The organism is Clostridium paridis (assembly GCF_016765615.1).
GTDB classification, from domain to species: Bacteria; Bacillota; Clostridia; order Clostridiales; family Clostridiaceae; genus Clostridium_T; species Clostridium_T paridis.
On the sequence record NZ_JAESWA010000001.1, the window covers coordinates 1 to 20,924 of the forward strand.

The window sequence follows — 20,924 nt, forward strand, 5'->3', positions numbered from 1 at the left end:
GGTTGATAGGTGAGGGGTGTAAGTGTGGTAACATATTTAGCTGACTCATACTAATAGATCGAGGGCTTGACCAAATAAAAACAACTGGATATTATGTGCAATTTTGAAAGAACATAAGGTTTTTTCAGCAAATAATTAATTCGATAAGAGTTAATTCACAAAAGGATTTATTCACATAAGAGTAAATTCACAATAAAATTGATAGATCCGAGTAGTACGAGGAACCTAGGAAATGAGGAGCGCAGCATACTATAGGCTATGTGAGCACCGGAATGACGACGGTGACGAAGTAATACGAAGGAGATAGCAATTTTAGAAGTAATTGGTGATGATGATACAAAGGTAACACCCCTTCCCATTTCGAACAGGACGGTTAAGCTTTGAGATGCCGATGGTACTGCACGGGAGACTGTGTGGGAGAGTAGGGAATCGCCAATTGAATCTTTATTGTTATTTAAAAGACTGTGTGGGAGAGGTTAAATGCATGTTATGCATTTGACGGATAATTTAGCAAAACTTGTTTTGCGTTAAAAATTATCCAGTGGCGAAGCGGAATCGCCAATTGAATCTTTTTTGTTATTTTTAAAATAAAATATGGCCCCTTGGTCAAGCGGTCAAGACACCACCCTCTCACGGTGGTAACAGGGGTTCGATTCCCCTAGGGGTCACCAAAGACTTCATGTGCATATAGCATATGAAGTTTTTTTACTCTTTAGAAATTTTAAGCATGAGTATAATATTATAAACTTGTATAACAATTAAATAATCAACAAGGAAATACAGATAAGCTGTTAATTAATTAAATATAACTGTGGATAAAAAAACAAGAAAGCTATAAAATAAGAACAGATGAAAGACATTCACAAAATGAAATCAAGGTGATAATATGAAATTCAAAAATAATATTGAAGTGGGAGTATTTGTAGAAAGGCCGAATAGATTTAATGCTAGAGTAATGCTAAATGGAGAAGAGATAGTAGTACATGTTCCTAATACAGGAAGATGTAGGGAAATATTAAAGCCTAATACTAAAATTATTTTACGTGAAGAATTAAACCCAAGTAGAAAGACAAAGTATGATTTAATTGCGGCTTATAAAGATGAAAGTAAATTAATAAATATAGATTCACAAATACCTAATAAGGTAGTGAAAGAGGCTTTACAAAAAAGATTGATTAAAGAATTGAATGATTATGAGATTATAGAAAGTGAAAAGTTCTATGGAAGTAGTAGGTTTGACTTTAGATTGACAAATTCTCTAGGTGAAGTATATTATTTAGAAGTAAAGGGAGTTACTCTTGAATTCAATGAAAAAGCATCATTTCCAGATGCACCGACTGAGCGAGGAACTAAACATGTTTTAGAATTAATAGAAGCGAAAAAAAATGGTTACGGAGCAGGAATAATGTTTTTGATTCAAATGGAAGAGGTACTGAGCTTTACACCAAACTATATTATGGATCCTAAGTTTGGAGAAGTAGTAAAACTTGCAAAAAAAAATGACGTTGATATTTATGCGTATTCTTGTAAGGTGACAGAAAAATCAATTGAAATATTAAAGGAAATTGAAGTGAATTTATAGGTTATTTGGGGAGTGGGTAGAATGAAGTTTAAGTATTGTCCATTATGTGGAAGAGAATTAGAACTAAAAGATAGTTGGGATGAAGGGGCAGTACCATTCTGCGAGCACGATGATACGTTGTTTTTTGATTTACCAAAGCCTTGTGCAGTAATAGCAGTTATTAAGGAAAAAGAGATTTTACTATTGAAGCAAAGTTATATATATAAAAATTCTAAAGTGCTTGTATCTGGATATGTTGGAGTAGATGAAACTGTAGAGCAAACAGTAGCAAGAGAAGTTATGGAAGAAACAGGAATACAGATAGAGAACATAGAATACTTAGGTAGTGATTTTGTATATGGCAAAGAACTATTAATGTTGACTTTTATGGCAAAATATAAGAGTGGAGATATAAATAAATCATCTGAGGTTGAAGCCTTAGAATGGATACCTTTAGAAAAGGCATTGGAACAGATGGAAGAAGATGCTATAGGAAAAAAAGTAGTAAAAAAAATACTAGAAAAATATAATTATTAATATTAATTTGCATTTATATTAGTGTTTGTAGTTTGAAAAGAGTATCTTGAATAAGTTAGGAACTCTTTTTTTGTTTCATATTTCATATTAAGATAAATATTACAAATTATTTAAGATAATGTGAATATATTTTATACTGAAATTTTTAGTATTATAATATATTTAGAATAATTTTTCATGGAGGTAATTGTATGTCACAAAAAGAGTCTAAGTTTGTACCTGAGATTAAGGGAACCTTAAGGAATCATGTTATTGAGGTGCCTCAAGTTATTAGAAATTGTAGTGGAATTAAGATATTTGGCAAGAGAATAAAATCATTATTATTTACCACAGATGTAGCAATAATAAGAAATACAAATGCAGATGCTATTATTGCAGTGTACCCATTTACACCTCAACCTGTAATCACTGAGGCTCTAGTTATGGCAGCAGATGTACCTGTATTTTGTGGAGTTGGTGGAGGTATAACTCAAGGAAAAAGAGTTATTAACCTGGCATTAGATGCTGAATTTAAGGGAGCTATGGGAGTAGTATTAAATGCTCCAACATCAAATGAGATTATAAGTAAGATAAGAAAAACTATTGATATACCTATTATAGTAACTATTGTATCTGAGAATGAAAACATAGAAGAGAGAATAGAATCAGGTGCAACTATATTAAATGTTTCAGGTGGTAAGGATACTGCTGCAATTGTAAGAAAAATTAGAAGTCAGTTTACTGAGTTCCCAGTAATTGCAACAGGAGGGCCAACAGAAGAAAGTGTTGAAGAAACAATAAAAGCTGGTGCAAATGCAATAACATATACACCACCTCTTGGAGCAGATATAATGAGTAGTTTAATGGATAGATATAGGAATTCTTAATTTTTTATTGACAACTAAAAAGAGTATGTTATCATATTAACATCAAGTTGAATACAATATAATATATACCTAGGGTAGAGGAGCTATTTACTATTAGTACTTAAAAGGAACTGGCAAGTGATGATCTTTAAGGAAAGGAGAAATAGCCGAAGAGATAGCAACGGCAGAAGTTATCTCTGGTCATGAATAGAACATATTCATGATTGTCACTATAAGTGGAGAGCTACAAGGTAGGCTAATTGCAATTAATTATGATGTTTATATTGTAATAATTACAATATCCTATACAAAAGAACTCTACCCGTCACAGATTTTTCTGTGACTTTTATATTTTGGGGCAAATAAACAAGGGGGAATAAAGATGAAATTATTTGGTACAGCACAAATTGAGAACAATCAGCTTTATATTGGAGGCGTTGAAGCTAGTATTTTAGCTAAAGAATATGGAACACCTGTTTATGTAGTTGATGAGGAGCTAGTAAGAAATAATTGTAGAGATTACTATAAAAACTTTCAGTGTTCAGAGACAGGAAATAGAGTTGCTTATGCTGGGAAAGCCTTTTTAACACTAGAAATGTGTAGAATAATTAGAGATGAAGGCTTATATCTAGATGTAGTATCTGGAGGAGAATTATTTACTGCACTTAAGGCTGAATATCCTGCTGAAAAAATTTATTTTCATGGAAACAATAAAACTATAGATGAGATTAAAATGGGTATAAGTAATGGAGTTGGAAGATTTGTAGTAGATAATTTATATGAACTAGAGATATTAGATTCTATTGCTAAAGAATATGGAGTTGTTCAGAAGATATATCTAAGAATAACCCCAGGAATAGAAGCGCATACCCATGAATATATAAAAACTGGCCAAATAGACTCAAAATTTGGATTTGCTCCAGTTGGAGATCTGATTTTTGAAGCTATTAAAGCAGCATCATCTTACAAAAACATTGAATTAAGTGGGCTTCATTGTCATATTGGATCTCAAATATTTGAAATAGAACCATATGAAGATGCAACAGAAATAATGTTGAACTTATTATTTAAGGTTCAAAAAGAACTAGGAATCAAAATACCTGAATTAGATTTAGGTGGAGGATTCGGGGTTTATTATAATGAAGGAGATGAACCTAGAGAAACCAAGGAGTATTGTAAAGCAATACTTGATAAGGCAGAAGTTGTATGCAAGAAACTTGGAATGGAGATACCAACTTTATCTATTGAACCAGGACGATCAATAATAGCAAATGCTGGTACAACTTTATACACTATAGGTTCAATTAAAGATATTCCAGAAGTAAGAAAGTATGTTTCAGTAGATGGGGGTATGACTGACAATATAAGACCTGCATTATATAGAGCTGAATATAATTGTTTAGTTGTAAACAGATTAGGGGAAGAACAATATGAAGAGGTAACCATCGCAGGTAAGTGTTGTGAGTCAGGAGATATACTTATTAATGATATATCAATACCCAAAGTTGAAAGTGGAGATATATTGGCAGTATTTTCTACTGGAGCGTATGGTTATTCTATGGCAAACAACTATAATAAGATTCCTAGACCTGCTGTTATTATGGTTAGTGAAGGTAAGGCTAGAGTTATTTGTAAAAGAGAAAGTTATGAAGATATATTAAGAAATGAAATATAATACAAATAAGATTCAGTTATTTTATAGCTGAATCTTATTTACTCTTTAGGAATTTATAATATTTTAAGGTTATAGATAATATTATAAGTTTGAATTATAATCTAAGGATTTACTAGACATACCTAAAGAGTAAAAAAATAGAATTAGTCGCCTGCCAAATTTTCCTCACATTCGTTTGGAAAGGCAGATGAGAGGAAAAAATCGACGGCTCATAATCGCCTTGGCGATTTTTTTGTTTTTTTATATTGACTAGTTAGTTTAATATTTTATAAATTCTTTATAGATTTTTTATTTTATTAAGGTTAAAATAAATAATACAAATATGATATACTATTTAATAATATCTTTATAGAAGGAGAATATTTTGAAATATATAATTGATAGAATTGAAGGAGACTTTGCTGTTTGCGAAAATGATGCAGGAGAACTTAAAGATATTGATATTTCTTTAATCCTAGGGGAAGTTGCAAGTGGAAAAGTTATAATTAGTAAGAATGAATCTTACGTTGTTGATGAGAGATTAACAAAGCAGAGAGAAGAAGAAATAAATAAATTAGCAGACGGAATATGGGAGGAATAATGGAGGATAATACTAACAACTCAGAAGTTGAACAAAAAAGTATAAGTGGTTTTAAAAGATTTATATATGATTGGATATTTCCAATAGTATTGGCTATTATTGCAACAGTAATAATAAATAAGTTTTTACTATTTAAGATATATATACCTTCGGAGTCAATGAAACCAACATTGCAAGTAAATGATCAGTTATTTGTAACTAGAGTATATAAACCCGAAAATCTAAAACATGGTGATATAATTGTATTTTATTCTAGTGAACTAGGAGATACACTTATAAAAAGGCTAATCGGAATCCCTGGAGATAATGTAAAAATAAAGGGTGGAGAGGTATATATTAATGATGAAAAAATAAATGAGGATTATGTAAAATATCCATCTTCATACGACGGAGAGTTTCAAGTTCCTAAAGGAAAATTTTTCTTTTTGGGAGATAATAGAGCAAATTCAGAAGATGCAAGATATTGGAACAATCCATTTATAGATGGCAAAGATATAAAAGGTAAAGCTCAATTAAGAGTTTATCCATTTAATAGATTCGGTTTTGTTAAATAACTAACTAGAGAAAAATGGGGTGAAGAACATTTATGTTTAAAGATAATAAGAAATTAAAATATTTACTTATATATGGATTAATTGCAATATCTATATTAGTTACATTTAATTATTCTAAGTCACTTTTCATGACTAAGCAGTTAAAATATAACGAATTCAAGACTATGCTAAAAGATAAGCAGATTGAAGAAGTCGTAATTGATACTAATGTAATAAACATATATCCTATTAAGGAAAATAAAGATTACGGAAAAAGTATATATACTGTAAATCTTAATGATCCATCATTAGTGAAGGAATTAGATGATGCAGGTGTAAAATATGGTGGAAAAAAACCAGATAGTTTCCCAGTTATGGAACTTCTTCTTTCTTGGATCTTACCAATGGTATTTGTGATCTTCGTAGGAAGATTGATGTTTGGTAAAATGGATAAAAAAATGGGTGGAGGAGTAATGTCCTTTGGTAAAAATACTGCCAAACTATATGCAGAGGATCAGACAGGAATAACCTTCGATAATGTGGCAGGACAAGAAGAGGCAAAAGAATCCTTAAAAGAAATTGTAGATTTCTTACATAAACCTGAAAGATATACTGAGATTGGGGCAAAACTACCTAAAGGAGCTCTATTAGTAGGGCCTCCAGGTACAGGTAAAACACTGCTTGCAAAAGCAGTTGCAGGAGAAGCTAAGGTGCCATTTTTTTCTTTGTCAGGTTCGGATTTTGTTGAAATGTTTGTGGGAATGGGAGCTTCAAGAGTTAGAGATCTTTTTAGACAAGCAGAAGAAAAAGCTCCTTGTATAGTGTTTATAGATGAAGTAGATGCAATTGGTAAGAGCAGAGAAGGAAATATAAGTGGAAATGATGAAAGAGAACAAACGCTAAATCAACTACTTGCAGAGATGGATGGATTTGATTCTTCAAAAGGGGTTGTTATTTTAGCAGCTACAAATAGACCGGAAATACTGGATAAAGCATTGCTTAGACCAGGAAGATTTGATAGAAGAGTAATTGTAGATAGGCCAGATTTAATTGGTAGACAAGAGATTTTAAAGGTACATGCTAAAGATGTAAAATTAGATTCAGAAGTTAACTTAGAGTCTATAGCAAAAGGAACTCCCGGAGCTGTAGGAGCAGACTTGGCAAACATTGTAAATGAGGCTGCTTTAAGGGCTGTTAAACATAAGAGAACTGAGGTTATTCAAGAAGATTTAGAAGAAGCAGTAGAAGTAATTATAGCAGGAAAAGAGAAGAAGGATAGAATTTTATCACCTCGTGAAAAGAAAATAGTTGCTTTCCACGAAGTTGGGCATGCATTAGTTGCAGCATTATTAAAGAATACTGATCCTGTGCATAAAATAACTATAGTGCCAAGAACTATGGGAGCTTTAGGATATACTATGCAACTTCCTGAGGAAGAAAAGTACTTGGTATCAAAGGATGAATTATTGGATCAAATTACAGTTATGCTTGGAGGAAGAGCAGCTGAAGAAGTAGAATTTAACTTAATTTCAACTGGTGCGTCAAATGATATTGAAAGAGCAACGCAATCAGCAAGAAGTATGGTTGCGCTTTATGGAATGACTGAGACCTTTGATATGATGGCTTTAGAAACTGTAAGAAATAGATATTTAGATGGAAGAAACGCAGCCAACTGCTCAGAACAAACATTAACAAGAGTTGATGAAGAAACATTAAATATTATTAAAGATTGTCATAAGAAAGCTATAAAGCTTTTAGATGAAAATAGGGATCTTTTAACTAAGATATCAAATACACTATTGGACAAAGAAACCTTAATGGGGGATGAGTTCTTAGAAATGGTATTTGAAAAGTATCCAGAGCTTAAAGCCCTAAAAGAAGAAAAAGATAAAGAGAGAGAAAGTAGAGAAGAAGCAAGAAAAGCTATTTATGCTAAAAGCAAAGAAGAAGATTTAAGCATAAATAATGAAAAAGTTACAGAAGATACCACTGATGAAAATAATAATCAAAGAATAGAAGAGAAGATAGAAAATATATCACTAGAATAATAAAAGTTTATTTGAGTAAAATAGTTTCCCTAGGGAAACTTTTTTACATCATAGGAAGGATGAAGCTTTTACATGGATAATAAAGATGTTGAATTTTTAGTTGAGAAAAAGAAGCTAAGTGAGACTTTAGAAATATTGAATAATGAGATTTTAAGAGCATTAGCAAAAAGAAAAGCTATTACTGAGTATATATTGGAATCCAGAAAGAACTTTATAGAGGAATATAAAGATGATGAAGATGCAGTAATTGAATTTTTTGATCATGAAAGATATGCGAAAGAAGAAGCTTTTAAAACAATAGATAGAAAATTAAAAGAAATGACCATATTAAAGGAATCACCTTATTTCGGAAGAGTGACGTTTGTTGAAGATAAAGAGCAGTATCCTGAAAGTCTTTATATAGGAAGATTTGGAGTAACGAATGAAGATGATTTAGAACCAGTGGTAATAGACTGGAGAGCTCCAATAGCCTCACTGTTTTATCATGGAACATTAGGAAGAGCAAAATATAAGGCACCTATGGGAGAGATAGAAACAGAAATACTTGGAAGAAGACAAATAATTGTTAAAAAAGGAGCTTTAGAAGGAATATTCGATTCAGAAATAGATGTTAAGGATGATATACTTCAAAAGGTTTTAAGTGAAAATTCTTCTGAAAAATTAAGAGATATCATAATGACAATTCAACAAGAGCAAGATGATATCATTAGAATGAGTAGAGAAATAAATATGGTTGTAGATGGTGTAGCTGGAAGTGGTAAGACCACGATAGCATTACATAGGGTTGCATATTTGTTGTATAACTATAGAAAAGCATTGGAAGGTAGAGTACTTATTTTAGGACCTAATTCTATATTTATGGAGTATATTTCTCAAGTGTTACCTAGTCTAGGTGAAGTTGGTGTTAAGCAAGATACTTTTGTAAATTTTGCACTAAATGAGCTTAAGGATATAGAAGTAATGGAGTTTCAAGAATATATTGAAAAAATATATTCTGGTGAAGAAGAGTTTTTAAATGAAGTAAGATATAAGAATTCCAATAAATTTACTAAGTTCATAGAGGATTTTATAGCTAACTGTGAACATGACTATTTTAAATTAGAAGATGTTTACTACTATGGTGAAGTTGTTTACTCAAAAGAAGAAATAGAAAAACTATTTATTGAAGATTATAAGTATATGCCTTTATTTAAAAGAAATGAAAAAATTAAACGAGTAATTATTTCAAAAATTAAAAATAAAAGAGATGAAAGAGTTTGGAAATTAAATAAGGAAGTTGAAGAATATAAGAAGACTTTAACATCAGAACAGTTAGCTTTAGAGGAATTAAATTTAGAGTTTAGCAGAAGAATAAAAATAAGAGAAATTGTTAGGGAAGTTATTAATTCAAGAAAAGCATTAGATGAATTTATAAACTGTGAAAAACCAATTGAATTATATAATAGAATCAATGAATATAGAAGACTAACTCACTTAGATTTAGCACCTATATTATATCTAATGGTAAAACTTTGGGGAGCTAAGTATAAAGGAGATATAAAACATATAGTTATTGATGAAGCACAAGATTATTCTAAGATTCAATTTATGGCTATAAAAGAATATATAGGATGTAATAGCTTTACAATACTAGGAGATTCCAATCAACGACTAGTGAAGCTTGATGAAAAACCTGCTATGCTTAATTTAAGTGATATTTTTGATGGAAATATTCATGAATTTAAACTTAATAAGAGTTACCGTTCTACAAAGGAAATTATGGAGTATGCTAATAAATATCTTCAAGAAGAAAAGATAATCCCGTTAGTTAGATCAGGAGATGCAGTTAGGGAATATACTTGTAACAATGAAGATCTTCTAAATCTAATAATAAAAGTAATAAAAGAGATGCAACAAGAAGGTTTGGGAAGTATTGCAGTTATAAAAAAAGACATTAATGGATTAAAAGAATTGGGGAACTTAATTAAAGAAGAAGTAAGTAATGTTGTATTTGACAGAGAAGAAGTTATCTATAATGGGGGAATAGTTCTAATACCATCATATTTTGCTAAAGGATTAGAATTTGATGGAGTAATAATATTAGACGAAGATGAAGATAATAATAAAGAGAACTTAATAAAGTATATTATGAGTACAAGAGCCCTCCATAAATTGACTAGTATAAAAATTGAAAAAAGGTAAATTATGCATATTTTTATGCATAATTTACATTCATCAAAAGAAAGTTTTAAGCTTAAAAAGGTGAAAGTAAGATAAATTTTAATTTTTATACGAAAATATTATAAAAGTATTGCATAAATATAAAATAGTGGTGTATAATTATTCCTATACTAAAAATGATATTATTTTTGATGGATATATAAATATAATAAGGGGGTTATTTATTATGAAAAAAGGAATGTTAAAAAAGGTAATGGCATTGTCGTTAGTAAGTGTAATGGCATTAGGATTAATGGCATGTGGTAAGAAAGAAGAATCAAAAACAACTTTGCAAAAAATTAAAGATAACGGGAAAATAGTTATGGGAACATCACCAGATTTTCCACCTTTTGAATTTAAGGATACTCAAGGTAATGTAGTTGGTATGGATGTAAGTATTGCACAAGAAGTTGCAAAGGACTTAGGAGTAAAGCTTGAGATAAAAGAGATGGATTTTGATGGATTATTACCAGCTTTACAAGGTAAAAAGTTCGATATGATATTATCAGGTATGACTCCAAAAGAAGAAAGAAAACAAAATGCGGATTTTTCAAACCTATATTATAAAACTGATAATGTATTTGTAGTAAAGGCAGAAAATAAGGATAAGTATACTAAACCAGAAGATTTCAATGGCAAGAAAATCGGAGTACAAAAAGGAACTGTTCAAGAAGATACAGTTAAAGAAAAGATAACTAATCCAGAATTAAATTCTTTAGGTAAGACTGGTGATGTAATCATGAACTTAAAGAGTGGTAAGATTGATGGTGTGTTATTAGAACAACCAGTTGCTGAAGCATATGTTGCTAAAAATCCTGATTTAGCTTTATCATCAGCTGTAATTAAGGATCAAGTTGGAGGATATGCAATTGCTATGGCTAAAGGAGATACTGATCTTCAAGCAGCTATAAACAAGACTCTAGATAGATTAGAAAAAGAAGGTAAGCTAAAGAAATTCTTTGATGATGCAAATGCATTAGCTGGAGAATAGAACTTTTAATAAAAATAGTGATCTATGGATTTTCAAAAAATGTTGGATAAATTGATGAATTTATTCAATATTTTTTTGAAAATCCTTAATTGATTTAATTGGAGGGAAGAGATTTGACATTACATTTTGATTTTCTGTCAAAATACAGTAATTATTTTGTAGTAGGAACTAAGAACACAATCATTTTGGCTTTATTTGCAGTTATTATAGGTACAATCCTTGGATTGTTCTTAAGTATGATGAAGCTTTCAAAAGTTAAGATACTAAAAGCATTTTCAATAGCTTATATTGAATTTGTTAGAGGAACTCCTCTTTTAATTCAAATTTGGATAATATACATAGGATTACCTCTACTTATTGGAAGAGATTTGCCAGATATGGCTACAGGTATTATAGCACTATCATTAAATTCTGCTGCATATGTAGCAGAGATAATCAGAGCAGGTATACAAGCTGTCGATAAAGGACAAATGGAAGCAGCAAGAAGTTTAGGAATGAAGCATGGTTTAGCTATGAAGGAAATCATAATTCCTCAAGCGTTTAAAAATATCCTTCCAGCACTAGGAAATGAATTTATTTCAATTATAAAAGAGTCATCTATGGTTTCTGTAATTGGTGTTGCAGAACTTATGTATAACTCTGGTACAGTAAGAGCAGCATCTTTCTTAGGATTAGAACCTTTGATAGTAGCAGCAGCTATTTACTTTGTAATAACCTTTATTCTAACTAGAATTATGGGTGTGGTTGAAAGGAGGTTAAAAGCAAGTGATTCACGTTAATGATCTTCATAAGTATTTTGGTAAAAATGAAGTGCTTAAAGGAATAAATGAGCATATAGAAAAACAAGAGGTTGTAGTTGTTATTGGACCTTCAGGTTCAGGAAAATCTACATTTTTAAGATGTCTTAACCTTCTAGAGGTACCTACTAAAGGGGAAATTATTTTTGAAGGACAAAATATCACAGATAAAAAAGCTGATATAAATAAGATTAGAGAAAAAATGGGTATGGTTTTTCAAAGCTTTAATCTCTTTCCCCATAAGACGGTATTAGATAATATAACATTATCTCCTATTAAGGTTAAAGGGTGGAGCAAAGAAAAGGCAATTGCGAAAGCAATGGAATTACTTAAAAAAGTAGGCTTAGAAGACAAAGCAAGTGCATATCCAAGTAGTTTATCAGGCGGACAGAAACAAAGAATAGCTATTGCAAGAGCGTTAGCAATGGAACCAGATGTGATGCTATTTGATGAACCAACTTCAGCACTTGACCCTGAAATGGTTGGAGAGGTATTGGCTGTTATGAAGTCACTAGCTTCAGAAGGTATGACTATGATAGTAGTTACACATGAAATGGGATTTGCAAGAGAAGTAGGAGATAGGATTCTATTTATGGATGGAGGAAATGTAGTTGAACAAGGAACTCCAGAAGAGATATTTGGAAATCCTACACATCCAAGAACTAAAGACTTCTTATCTAAGGTATTATAAAAATAAAGAGATGGCATTTGCCATCTCTTTAACTTTGTATAAATATATTTTAGAAATTATAGGTTGATCTTGCTGAAAATGCTGCGACAGCTAAAAGCACAAGGAATATAATAACAAGGCCATAAAGCACTCCGAAAATTATTGGGACAGCGATATTTACGCCACCAGCCATGGAAATACGTCTTCTTGCAACTTCTTCATCGTTGGACAATCTCTTGATTTCCTTTATTTTCTTTTCAGCAGAGTACTTATAGATCCAATTACCTAATAAACCTCCAGCAATCATTTCTACAACACTTAAAATAAAACTAAATCCTGAGCTCTTAATAAACATTCTTGAAATGATATTAAAGCCTAAAACAGCAAAACCAAATGCATACATTTTTCTATAAAGTAGCCATACCCAGTTGATAAAAAATGCAGGCCAGTTCCAAGATATTTTTGATGCTGTTGCATCCATATCTGACCATTTTGTTAAGAAATAATCAGCTTTCTTTAATCCAACATAGTTTTCTAAATCTTCAGTTGTTACCTCAGAAGAAGCGTAATAAGAATTATTAGAATAATTGCTAGTGTTCATTTCTGAAGCACAATAAGGACATTCAGTAGAATTTTCATACTCTCTACCACATTTAGGACAAATCATATATAGCCTCCTTAAAAATATGTTTTTATTATAATGCCTATTTATAATTAAGCATTGAATATATTACTAATTTAAAGACCTTATACATAAATATATCAAAAATAAAGAATTATTACAAATTATTAATAATTATAACCATTATATTTTTTTATTTATTAGTGTATAATAGCATTTGAATGTTTAACTGGAGGTAGAGTATGAATAATAGAAAATTTATCAAATATATAGATGTATTTGCAATTATAACTTATATACTTTTAGTTATTAAAAGTGATATATATCTAGCGATGATTAGAACTAATGGATCAGCATCTATTGATTTTAAGTTAATGTATTTTGGAAAACCAGATATATTAGCACATTTAGTTTTTCCACTCATAGTAGTTAGTTTTTCTTATTTATTTAAAGGTAAAGGGAAGATAGGATATAATCTGATCATAAATACCTTAATATCAATATTTTTTATTGCAGATATATGGTACTACAGAAGTAATGGAACATTTTTATCTATAAGCAATATATTATATCCAAGTACATTTAATCCACTTCATAAAAATTTGTTTAATTTTAAACCAGTTGACTTAATATTTGTTATAGATATTTTTATTTCAATAATTCTTATTATTAAAACAAATGTATTTAAAAAGACATATGAAGTGAGTAGAAGTATAATAGCATTTATTGTTCTTTTCTTACTAGGAGTAGGATATACTAGTTATGCTCACTATGCAATTGATGTAGCAGATAAAACTAAGGGAGAAAAGATGTTATTTAGAACTTGCTGGGCACCTTTTCAAAGTATGTCTAATATGAGTCCTTTAGGATATCATGCTTATGATATATATGAATACTTAGTTTTGAATAGGACTGAAAAATTAAGTGATAGTGACAAAACTCAAATAGCTAATTGGTTTGAATATAATAATGAAAATTTACCCGATAATAAATATAAAGGTATGCTTCAAGGAAAAAATCTTATTGCAATTCAAGTAGAATCTCTTGAGAACTTTGTAATAGGACAAAAAGCGTATGGACAAGAAATAACACCAAATTTAAATAGATTATTGTCTAATTCACTATATTTCTCAGGTGTACATGAACAAAATAATAGTGGTACAAGTTCAGATGCAGATTTTATGATAAATACGTCTGTATTCCCGATAAGAGAAGGGGCAACCTTCTTTAGATATCCTCAACGTGAATATACAACCTTAGCAGAGTTGTTAAAGGATAAAGGGTATAATTCCTTATCTACTCATCCAGAGGTAGCTGGTAATTGGAACTGGGCACCAGTGCATCAAGGAAGTCTTAAGTTTGACAAAACATTGGATATCACAAGTTATAATGTAGATGAGGTTATTGGATTAGGATTATCAGACCAATCCTATTTAAATCAAGTAGCTGATAAGTTAACCGCATTAAAACAGCCATTTTATGGTTATATGGTAACATTAACTAGTCACGGACCTTTTGATATACCAGATAATAAAAAGCTTTTAAAACTTCCAGAAGAATTTGATAAAACTATATTGGGTTCATATTTCCAAAGTGTTAGATATACTGATGAGGCTATAGGGAACTTTATTAAGAAACTTGATTCTGAAGGTGTATTAAAGAATTCTGTTATTATGATATATGGTGACCATACTGGAGTTCATAAGTTCTATCCAGATAAACTTAAAGATGTGAAATTCGAAGGTAACTGGTGGCAACCAAATGATATGAAAATACCGTACATTATATATAATCCAAGTATTAATGGAGAAGAGTTTAAAGTAAATGGAGGAGGAGTTGATATTCTTCCTACTATATCATATCTTCTTGGGGTTGATAGAAAGGAATTTGGCTCAACTTCTATGGGAAGAGTATTAGTAAATACCAATAGAGATGCAACTGTTTTAAACTCAGGTGAAATAATAGGAACTCCAAAGGATGCTAAGGAAGAACAACATTTAAAAGAAACTTTAGATGTGGCTAATAAAGTTGTTTTAGGTAATTATTTTTCAAAGAAATAACTAAATGATAAAGTGCACTTCAAATGTTACATATGTCTAACATTTGGAGTGCACTTCAGTTTTTGTCTGTATTTTATAATAATAAATTTAGCTAAAAATATAATCAATAGTAATTACGCAGTTATATTGAGGATGATATTCTTTAATAGATCTAGAAATACTTGATTTTAAATCTGATTCATTAATTGTTTTATTTAACTCATTAGGATTTATAACTAAATCAAAAATCAAGTTCTTAATTTCCCCTTCTCCTACAATTCTAAAATCATGATAGGATTTAACTAAAGGATTATTTTCAATTATTCTATCCAACTCATTTTTGGCAGATAGAACTTCTTCAGTTTCTATACATATGGGATCCATGTGTATAACTAGGTAAATATTTAACATTTCAGATAATTCTTTTTCTGCTTTATCTATTACCTCATGAATTTTCATTATATTAATATCTGAAGGTATTTCAGCATGAATTGAGGCCATACATCTTCCAGGTCCATAGTTATGAATTATTAAATCATGTACTCCTGAAATTGGTTTATATGATAGAATTCCTTCTTCTATGGATTTAACTAAATTAGGGTCAGGAGATTCGCCAAGTAAAGGACTAATAGTTTCCTTGATAAATGTGAATCCAGCATAAATTATAGCTAAAGCAACGAGAATGCCCACATATCCATCTATATGAAAAGGTAAAAATCTAGATATCAAAAATGAAAATACAACTACTGAAGTTGTTAAAACATCTCCCATATTATCAGCTGCAATAGCTTTTAATGCAGTTGAGTTTATTTTATTGCCTGCAGTTCTATTGAAAATAGAAAGAACAATATTAAATGCTATAGATAACAACAGCAGTAAAAAATGGATTGCCTTGAAGGTTACAGGTTCTGGAACAAATATTTTTTCTAAAGATGATTTTACAAATTCGAAACCAACAATTAGTATCATAAAGGCTACTATAAGAGCGGAAATGTATTCCATACGTCCATGTCCAAAAGGGTGTTCTTCGTCGGCTGGTTTTGAACCAATTTTAAATCCTATTATCGTAACAATAGAAGAGGCAGAATCAGATAGACTATGAAATGCATCAGCTGTAATGGCAATACTATTTGAAAATAATCCAACGAATATTTTAATTAAAAATAAAATAAAGTTTATAATAATGCCAATTATACCTGCAAAAAGTCCAATCTCATTTCTGGTTTTATCATCAAAATTCTTTTGATTTTTATCGTAGAGAACTTGAATACTTTTTAAAATCATCACGTCAACACTCCAATCTAAATGTATTATAAATATTCTAACTAATATTTAAATTTATATCAAATACTAGATATATTAAAAACTATGATATAATTGTTTACATGGGATTTTTTATGAAAATAGGGGAGAATAGTTAAAGTAAATATTAATTAACATATAAATTAAAATAATATTATTGAAGAGGTGATTAATTTGGAAAAAAAGATAGCAAAAAATTTAATAGATTTTATATATGAAAGTCCTACTGCATTTCATGCTACAGAAAGAGTAAAGAAAGAGCTTAAGGCAAATGGATTTCAAGAATTAAGAGAAGAAGATAGATGGCAAATTACAAGTAAAGGTAAGTATTTTACTACAAAAAATAATTCTGCAATTATTGCATTTGCAGTTGGAAAAGAATCTCCAGCTAAAAGTGGATTTAAAATTATTGGAGCACATACAGATTCTCCTGGTTTTAGAATAAAACCAAACCCAGAAATGGTTGCAGAGAATGCATATATTAAATTAAATACTGAGGTTTATGGCGGGCCTATACTTCCGACATGGTTTGATAGACCTTTAGCTTTAGCAGGGAGAGTGACTTTAAGAGCTGAAAATCCTTTATGTCCTAAAGTGCAGTTTATTAATATAAATAAACCTATATTAATCATTCCCAATTTAGCTATACACATGAATAGAGACGTAAATGATGGTGTTAAAATAAATAGACAAAAAGATACACTTCCGCTTATATCTATGATTAATGATGAATTAGAAAAAGGTAATTTAATATTAAAACTAATAGCAAAAGAGTTGAAAATAAATATAAATGAAATTCTTGATTTTGATTTATTTCCGTATGAGTATGAGAAAGGAAGTATCATTGGATTAAATGAGGAATTTATAAGTTCTGCTAGGTTAGATGATTTATCAATGGTACATGCAGGATTGGAAGCTCTATTATCAAGTAAAACAACTGATGGAACCAATGTTTTAGTATGCTATGATAATGAAGAAGTTGGTAGCTTAACAAAACAAGGGGCTGATTCAGAATTCTTGGCTAGTACCTTAGAAAGAATAGTACTTTCACTTAAAGGAGATAGAGAAGATTATTTAAGAAGTTTAGCTAGGAGTTTTATGATTTCAGCTGATTTAGCTCATGCTATACATCCAAATTATAGTGAAAAATCAGATCCAGTAAATAAGCCTATATTAAATGGGGGTCCTGTTATCAAAATAGCTGCATCTCAAAGCTATACAACGGATGCAGATTCATCTGCGGTATATCAAGAAATATGCAAAAAAGCTGGAGTTCCATGCCAAAAATTTGTTAACCGCTCAGATATGAGAGGTGGTTCAACTATAGGGCCTATTAGCTCATCACATTTAAATATAAAATCTGTAGATATGGGAAGTCCTATTTTGGGAATGCATTCAATTAGAGAGCTAGGAGGAGTAAAAGATCACTATTATACAATTAAGTCTTTTGAGGAATTCTATAAGCTTTAAATAATATTGTAGAGTTTTTTATCGGAAGCTAAAGTTATTCTTATTTGAATATGTTATTAGTGAACTTAGAATCCTGTAATAATTTTCTTAGTTTAAAAACTTGGTGAACCCAAGTTTTTAAACTATATAATGCATTAAAGAATTTATATGTCACTTCATTACTCCATGAGATGTAATATGATTTTTTAATTATATAAATAGACAAAAAAGTTATTCTTTATATAAGCTCTGGTCAGTGTAATCAAATTCTTGATAGGAAATATTATTACAAACAATAGGATCCTCAGTAGGATCAGGTAATTTTGAGTAATCACCATTTGGAGAATAGCTTCTAAGCTCATGTTCTTCAGGTTTATAAAAATCTCTGTTGTTTGGTAGGTAATCTTTATTTTCATCTACAATATTATGAGCTAGATTATTTTTACTTCTATGTTTATTCTTTTTCATATATAAACCTCCCTTCGTAAGTATATTTTTAACTAAAAATCAAAAAATACTATTGTAAAAGTTAGGAAGATATTATATAATGATATTAGGTAATAATAATTATTGTTTAATAGTGAACATAATTAGTTGAAAATTAAAAAAGTGGAGGTAGAGTAATGATAGAAAAAAAGCAAATATACAGATGTGAATTATGTGGTAATATAGTAGAGGTTTTAAATGCAGGCGGAGGAACTTTAGTTTGCTGTGGAAAACCAATGACACTTTTAGAAGGAAATACAACTGAAGCAGCAACAGAAAAACATATTCCAGTTGTTACTAAGGTAGATGGTGGAGTACATGTAGTAGTTGGAGAAGTTGAACATCCAATGACAGATGCACATTCAATACAATGGATTGAAGTAGTTACTGCAACTAAGGTATTAAGGAAAGATTTAACTCCAGCGGATAAACCAGAAGCTACTTTCCAAGTAGATGAGGATGTTATAGAAGTAAGAGAATACTGTAATCTTCATGGATTATGGAAAACAGTACTATAATTTATATATTTGAATTTTCAAAGATAAGGATTAATATCCTTATCTTTTTGCATTTTAGTATAAAAATAGAATTATATAAGTGATTAGTTTTTTTATATATTTTAGAGTATAATAAGTAAGGATATTAATGAGTATTTTAAATTTATAAATAGAATAATGTAAATATAAATTAAGTTTCAAGTTTGAGAAAAATTGAAGCTTATTTACTTAAGAAGATTAGGAGTGAGGAAATGAGTTATAAACTAGTATGTATCGATATGGATGGTACTTTGCTAAATAGTAAGCATCAAGTAACAGAATTAAATAAAAAAGCTATAAGAGAAGCTGTGGAAAAAGGAGTGAAAATCGCTATTACGACTGGAAGATTATATACTTCGGCTAGTCTTTATGCAGAACTTATAGGTGTAAAGGTAGCAGTTATATCATCAAATGGTACTTATATTAGAGAGAAGGATGAAGATAAAGTTATTTTTAAACATCCATTAAACAGAGATCAGTTTAATAAAATTTGTGATATTATTGAAAAATATAATGTAAGAACAAATTTTAATACTTTTAATAGATTTATAACCAGAGAACTTCCTGCAGAAGATAATGCTTATATGATTACCAATAAAACTGCACCTAAGCATTTACAAGTAGCATTTGGAGTTCATGAGAATATGAGAGAAGTATATGACATATATGAGGGAGAAGTTCTTAAAGCTATAATGTTTCCTGAAAGCCCTGAACTAATAGAAAAGATAAAAATGGATTTAATTGAACTTGGAGGCCTTGAAGTAGTAAGTTCTGGTCCAGATAATATAGAGATTATGGCAGAAGGAACCTCAAAGGGAAGTGGAGTAAAAGCGTTTGCTGAAATATTAGGTATAAATAGAGACGAGATTATTTGCATAGGAGATCATGAGAATGATATATCTATGGTAAAATACGCTGGACTTGGAATAGCCATGGGCAATGCAACTGAAAGCCTAAAAGCTGTGGCCGATTATATTACAGATGATAATGAAAATTCCGGTGTTGGAAAGGCTATTAATAAGTTTATATTATAGGGTTTTTATAGGAAACTTAATTTATTCTTGTTTGAAAATGCTGGTATCTGGACATTTTCAGGCATGAACAAATTATTAGTTGATCTAAAACACTTTAAATAAGTAGCTTTAAAATCACAGAGTTATTCTGTGATTTTTATTATTTTTTAGGGATATTTAATTAAATTATATTTAAAGGTTACGTTTAGTATAAGATTTCATACGTTTAGGACAAATATATAAAATATATGTGATTTTTTGATACAATTTTAGAGGGTGATATACATGGAGAGTGGAGCCGAAAGACATATGAATGTAATGGAGAGATTAGCAGAAATAATTATTTTAAGAATAAATAAAGTAACTAACAAGGAAGGCTTGGAACTACAAAAAATGAAATTAGGCATGGAGATACTATTAATAAATATTTCAAAGTTTCTAATAGTATTTTTTGTAGCTTTCAAAACTAATTTAATTATTGAAGCATTTATTATTATGATTGTATTTGCTGCCCTAAGAAGCAATGCTTTTGGAATTCATTCTAAAAGCAGCATTGTTTGCACAATAACAACACTGTTATTGTTTGTAGGGGGAGGATATTTAAGTCACATTTTTTTGCTTAGCAGATACATAGTATTTCTTATCTTTATGATAATTAATGTATTACTGTATCAATATGCACCAGCAGATACTGAATATCATCCACTTTTAGGACAAGCATTTAGAAAAAGTCTAAGAAAGAAAGCAGTAATAATTGGTGTAACTTTAATGGTAATAGCTTTAATTGTTCCAAGTGAAACCATTAGAAATTTAATTACCTTAGCATCATGTGCTGAAGTTGTTAGTATATTACCAATTACATATAAAGTATTAAATAGGAGGTATAGGAATTATGAAGGATATGAAAAAGCAATTATTAACTAAGATTGGTGAAGCTTCATCAAAAATAAGCGATAAAGCAATGGGTAAATGTATAATGATCGGTTTATATGAACCTAAGATACCAGCTGAAATGCTTAAAAAGAATGAAGATAAGTAAAG

At 30.0% G+C, this 20,924-nt stretch carries 20 protein-coding genes, 1 tRNA gene, 1 rRNA gene and 1 riboswitch; of the genes, 19 read left to right on the forward strand and 3 right to left on the reverse strand.

Annotation, left to right across the window (positions count from 1 at the left end; all coding sequences use genetic code 11):
• Positions 1 to 321 precede the first annotated feature (321 nt).
• The 13 genes from rrf (at position 322) to JK634_RS00065 (ending at position 12,457) form a co-directional block, all read left to right on the forward strand.
• Positions 322 to 438, forward strand: a 5S ribosomal RNA gene (gene rrf / locus JK634_RS00005).
• A gap of 158 nt (positions 439 to 596) precedes the next feature.
• Positions 597 to 671, forward strand: a tRNA-Glu gene (locus tag JK634_RS00010).
• Between the two features lie 215 nt (positions 672 to 886).
• Entirely contained in the window at positions 887 to 1,582 is a 696-nt protein-coding gene (sfsA, locus tag JK634_RS00015) for a DNA/RNA nuclease SfsA (protein ID WP_202765583.1), read from the forward strand.
• 21 nt (positions 1,583 to 1,603) lie between these two features.
• Positions 1,604 to 2,098: an NAD(+) diphosphatase gene (locus JK634_RS00020; protein WP_202765584.1), complete on the forward strand. Its 495-nt coding sequence runs from the start codon at positions 1,604 to 1,606 to the stop codon at positions 2,096 to 2,098.
• 191 nt (positions 2,099 to 2,289) lie between these two features.
• The gene (locus JK634_RS00025) at positions 2,290 to 2,964 is read left to right on the forward strand and encodes a hydrolase (RefSeq protein ID WP_202765585.1); all 675 of its coding nucleotides are present in this window, start codon (positions 2,290 to 2,292) and stop codon (positions 2,962 to 2,964) included.
• Between the two features lie 67 nt (positions 2,965 to 3,031).
• Positions 3,032 to 3,198, forward strand: a riboswitch (Lysine riboswitch).
• Between the two features lie 127 nt (positions 3,199 to 3,325).
• Complete coding sequence (lysA, locus tag JK634_RS00030) at positions 3,326 to 4,618, forward strand: diaminopimelate decarboxylase (protein WP_202765586.1); 1,293 nt, start codon at positions 3,326 to 3,328, stop codon at positions 4,616 to 4,618.
• A 364-nt stretch (positions 4,619 to 4,982) separates the two neighbouring features.
• The gene (locus JK634_RS00035) at positions 4,983 to 5,198 is read left to right on the forward strand and encodes a DUF3006 domain-containing protein (protein WP_202765587.1); all 216 of its coding nucleotides are present in this window, start codon (positions 4,983 to 4,985) and stop codon (positions 5,196 to 5,198) included.
• On the forward strand, positions 5,198 to 5,752 hold the full coding sequence (lepB, locus tag JK634_RS00040) for a signal peptidase I (RefSeq protein WP_202765588.1): 555 nt from the start codon (positions 5,198 to 5,200) through the stop codon (positions 5,750 to 5,752). The genes JK634_RS00035 and lepB overlap by 1 nt, the downstream gene beginning before the upstream one ends.
• A gap of 32 nt (positions 5,753 to 5,784) precedes the next feature.
• Positions 5,785 to 7,779 carry an ATP-dependent zinc metalloprotease FtsH gene (gene ftsH / locus JK634_RS00045; RefSeq protein WP_202765589.1) on the forward strand — a complete coding sequence of 665 codons (1,995 nt, stop codon included), beginning with the start codon at positions 5,785 to 5,787 and terminating at the stop codon, positions 7,777 to 7,779.
• Positions 7,780 to 7,851: 72 nt separating this feature from the next.
• Positions 7,852 to 9,960, forward strand: coding sequence for a HelD family protein (locus JK634_RS00050; RefSeq protein WP_202765590.1), 2,109 nt, complete (start codon positions 7,852 to 7,854; stop codon positions 9,958 to 9,960).
• A gap of 205 nt (positions 9,961 to 10,165) precedes the next feature.
• Positions 10,166 to 10,969: a transporter substrate-binding domain-containing protein gene (locus JK634_RS00055; protein ID WP_202765591.1), complete on the forward strand. Its 804-nt coding sequence runs from the start codon at positions 10,166 to 10,168 to the stop codon at positions 10,967 to 10,969.
• Between the two features lie 113 nt (positions 10,970 to 11,082).
• On the forward strand, positions 11,083 to 11,748 hold the full coding sequence (locus JK634_RS00060) for an amino acid ABC transporter permease (RefSeq protein WP_202765592.1): 666 nt from the start codon (positions 11,083 to 11,085) through the stop codon (positions 11,746 to 11,748).
• A complete protein-coding gene (locus tag JK634_RS00065; RefSeq protein WP_202765593.1) occupies positions 11,735 to 12,457 on the forward strand; it encodes an ATP-binding cassette domain-containing protein in 723 nt (240 codons plus the stop codon). Before JK634_RS00060 ends, JK634_RS00065 begins: the two co-directional genes overlap by 14 nt.
• A 49-nt stretch (positions 12,458 to 12,506) precedes the next feature.
• Here JK634_RS00065 and JK634_RS00070 read toward each other — a convergent pair whose 3' ends face one another.
• Complete coding sequence (locus JK634_RS00070; protein WP_202765594.1) at positions 12,507 to 13,103, reverse strand: DUF2628 domain-containing protein; 597 nt, start codon at positions 13,101 to 13,103, stop codon at positions 12,507 to 12,509.
• A 197-nt stretch (positions 13,104 to 13,300) separates the two neighbouring features.
• On the opposite strand from JK634_RS00070, the gene JK634_RS00075 reads away from it, so the two are divergent.
• A complete protein-coding gene (locus JK634_RS00075) occupies positions 13,301 to 15,118 on the forward strand; it encodes an LTA synthase family protein (RefSeq protein ID WP_202765595.1) in 1,818 nt (605 codons plus the stop codon).
• An 87-nt stretch (positions 15,119 to 15,205) separates the two neighbouring features.
• Here JK634_RS00075 and JK634_RS00080 read toward each other — a convergent pair whose 3' ends face one another.
• Positions 15,206 to 16,381, reverse strand: coding sequence for a cation diffusion facilitator family transporter (locus JK634_RS00080; RefSeq protein ID WP_202765648.1), 1,176 nt, complete (start codon positions 16,379 to 16,381; stop codon positions 15,206 to 15,208).
• A gap of 186 nt (positions 16,382 to 16,567) precedes the next feature.
• Here JK634_RS00080 and JK634_RS00085 point away from each other — a divergent pair, with 186 nt between their 5' ends.
• Entirely contained in the window at positions 16,568 to 17,869 is a 1,302-nt protein-coding gene (locus JK634_RS00085; RefSeq protein WP_338031197.1) for a M18 family aminopeptidase, read from the forward strand.
• 210 nt (positions 17,870 to 18,079) lie between these two features.
• Here JK634_RS00085 and JK634_RS00090 read toward each other — a convergent pair whose 3' ends face one another.
• Entirely contained in the window at positions 18,080 to 18,316 is a 237-nt protein-coding gene (locus JK634_RS00090) for a hypothetical protein (protein WP_202765597.1), read from the reverse strand.
• Between the two features lie 155 nt (positions 18,317 to 18,471).
• On the opposite strand from JK634_RS00090, the gene JK634_RS00095 reads away from it, so the two are divergent.
• The 4 genes from JK634_RS00095 to JK634_RS00110 all read left to right on the forward strand — a co-directional run bounded on the left by JK634_RS00095 (position 18,472) and on the right by JK634_RS00110 (position 20,922).
• Positions 18,472 to 18,852, forward strand: coding sequence for a desulfoferrodoxin (locus JK634_RS00095; RefSeq protein WP_202765598.1), 381 nt, complete (start codon positions 18,472 to 18,474; stop codon positions 18,850 to 18,852).
• Positions 18,853 to 19,082: 230 nt separating this feature from the next.
• Positions 19,083 to 19,904, forward strand: coding sequence for a Cof-type HAD-IIB family hydrolase (locus tag JK634_RS00100; protein WP_202765599.1), 822 nt, complete (start codon positions 19,083 to 19,085; stop codon positions 19,902 to 19,904).
• A 264-nt stretch (positions 19,905 to 20,168) separates the two neighbouring features.
• A complete protein-coding gene (locus JK634_RS00105; protein ID WP_202765600.1) occupies positions 20,169 to 20,807 on the forward strand; it encodes an accessory gene regulator B family protein in 639 nt (212 codons plus the stop codon).
• Entirely contained in the window at positions 20,776 to 20,922 is a 147-nt protein-coding gene (locus JK634_RS00110; RefSeq protein WP_202765601.1) for an AgrD family cyclic lactone autoinducer peptide, read from the forward strand. Before JK634_RS00105 ends, JK634_RS00110 begins: the two co-directional genes overlap by 32 nt.
• Positions 20,923 to 20,924: the final 2 nt, after the last annotated feature.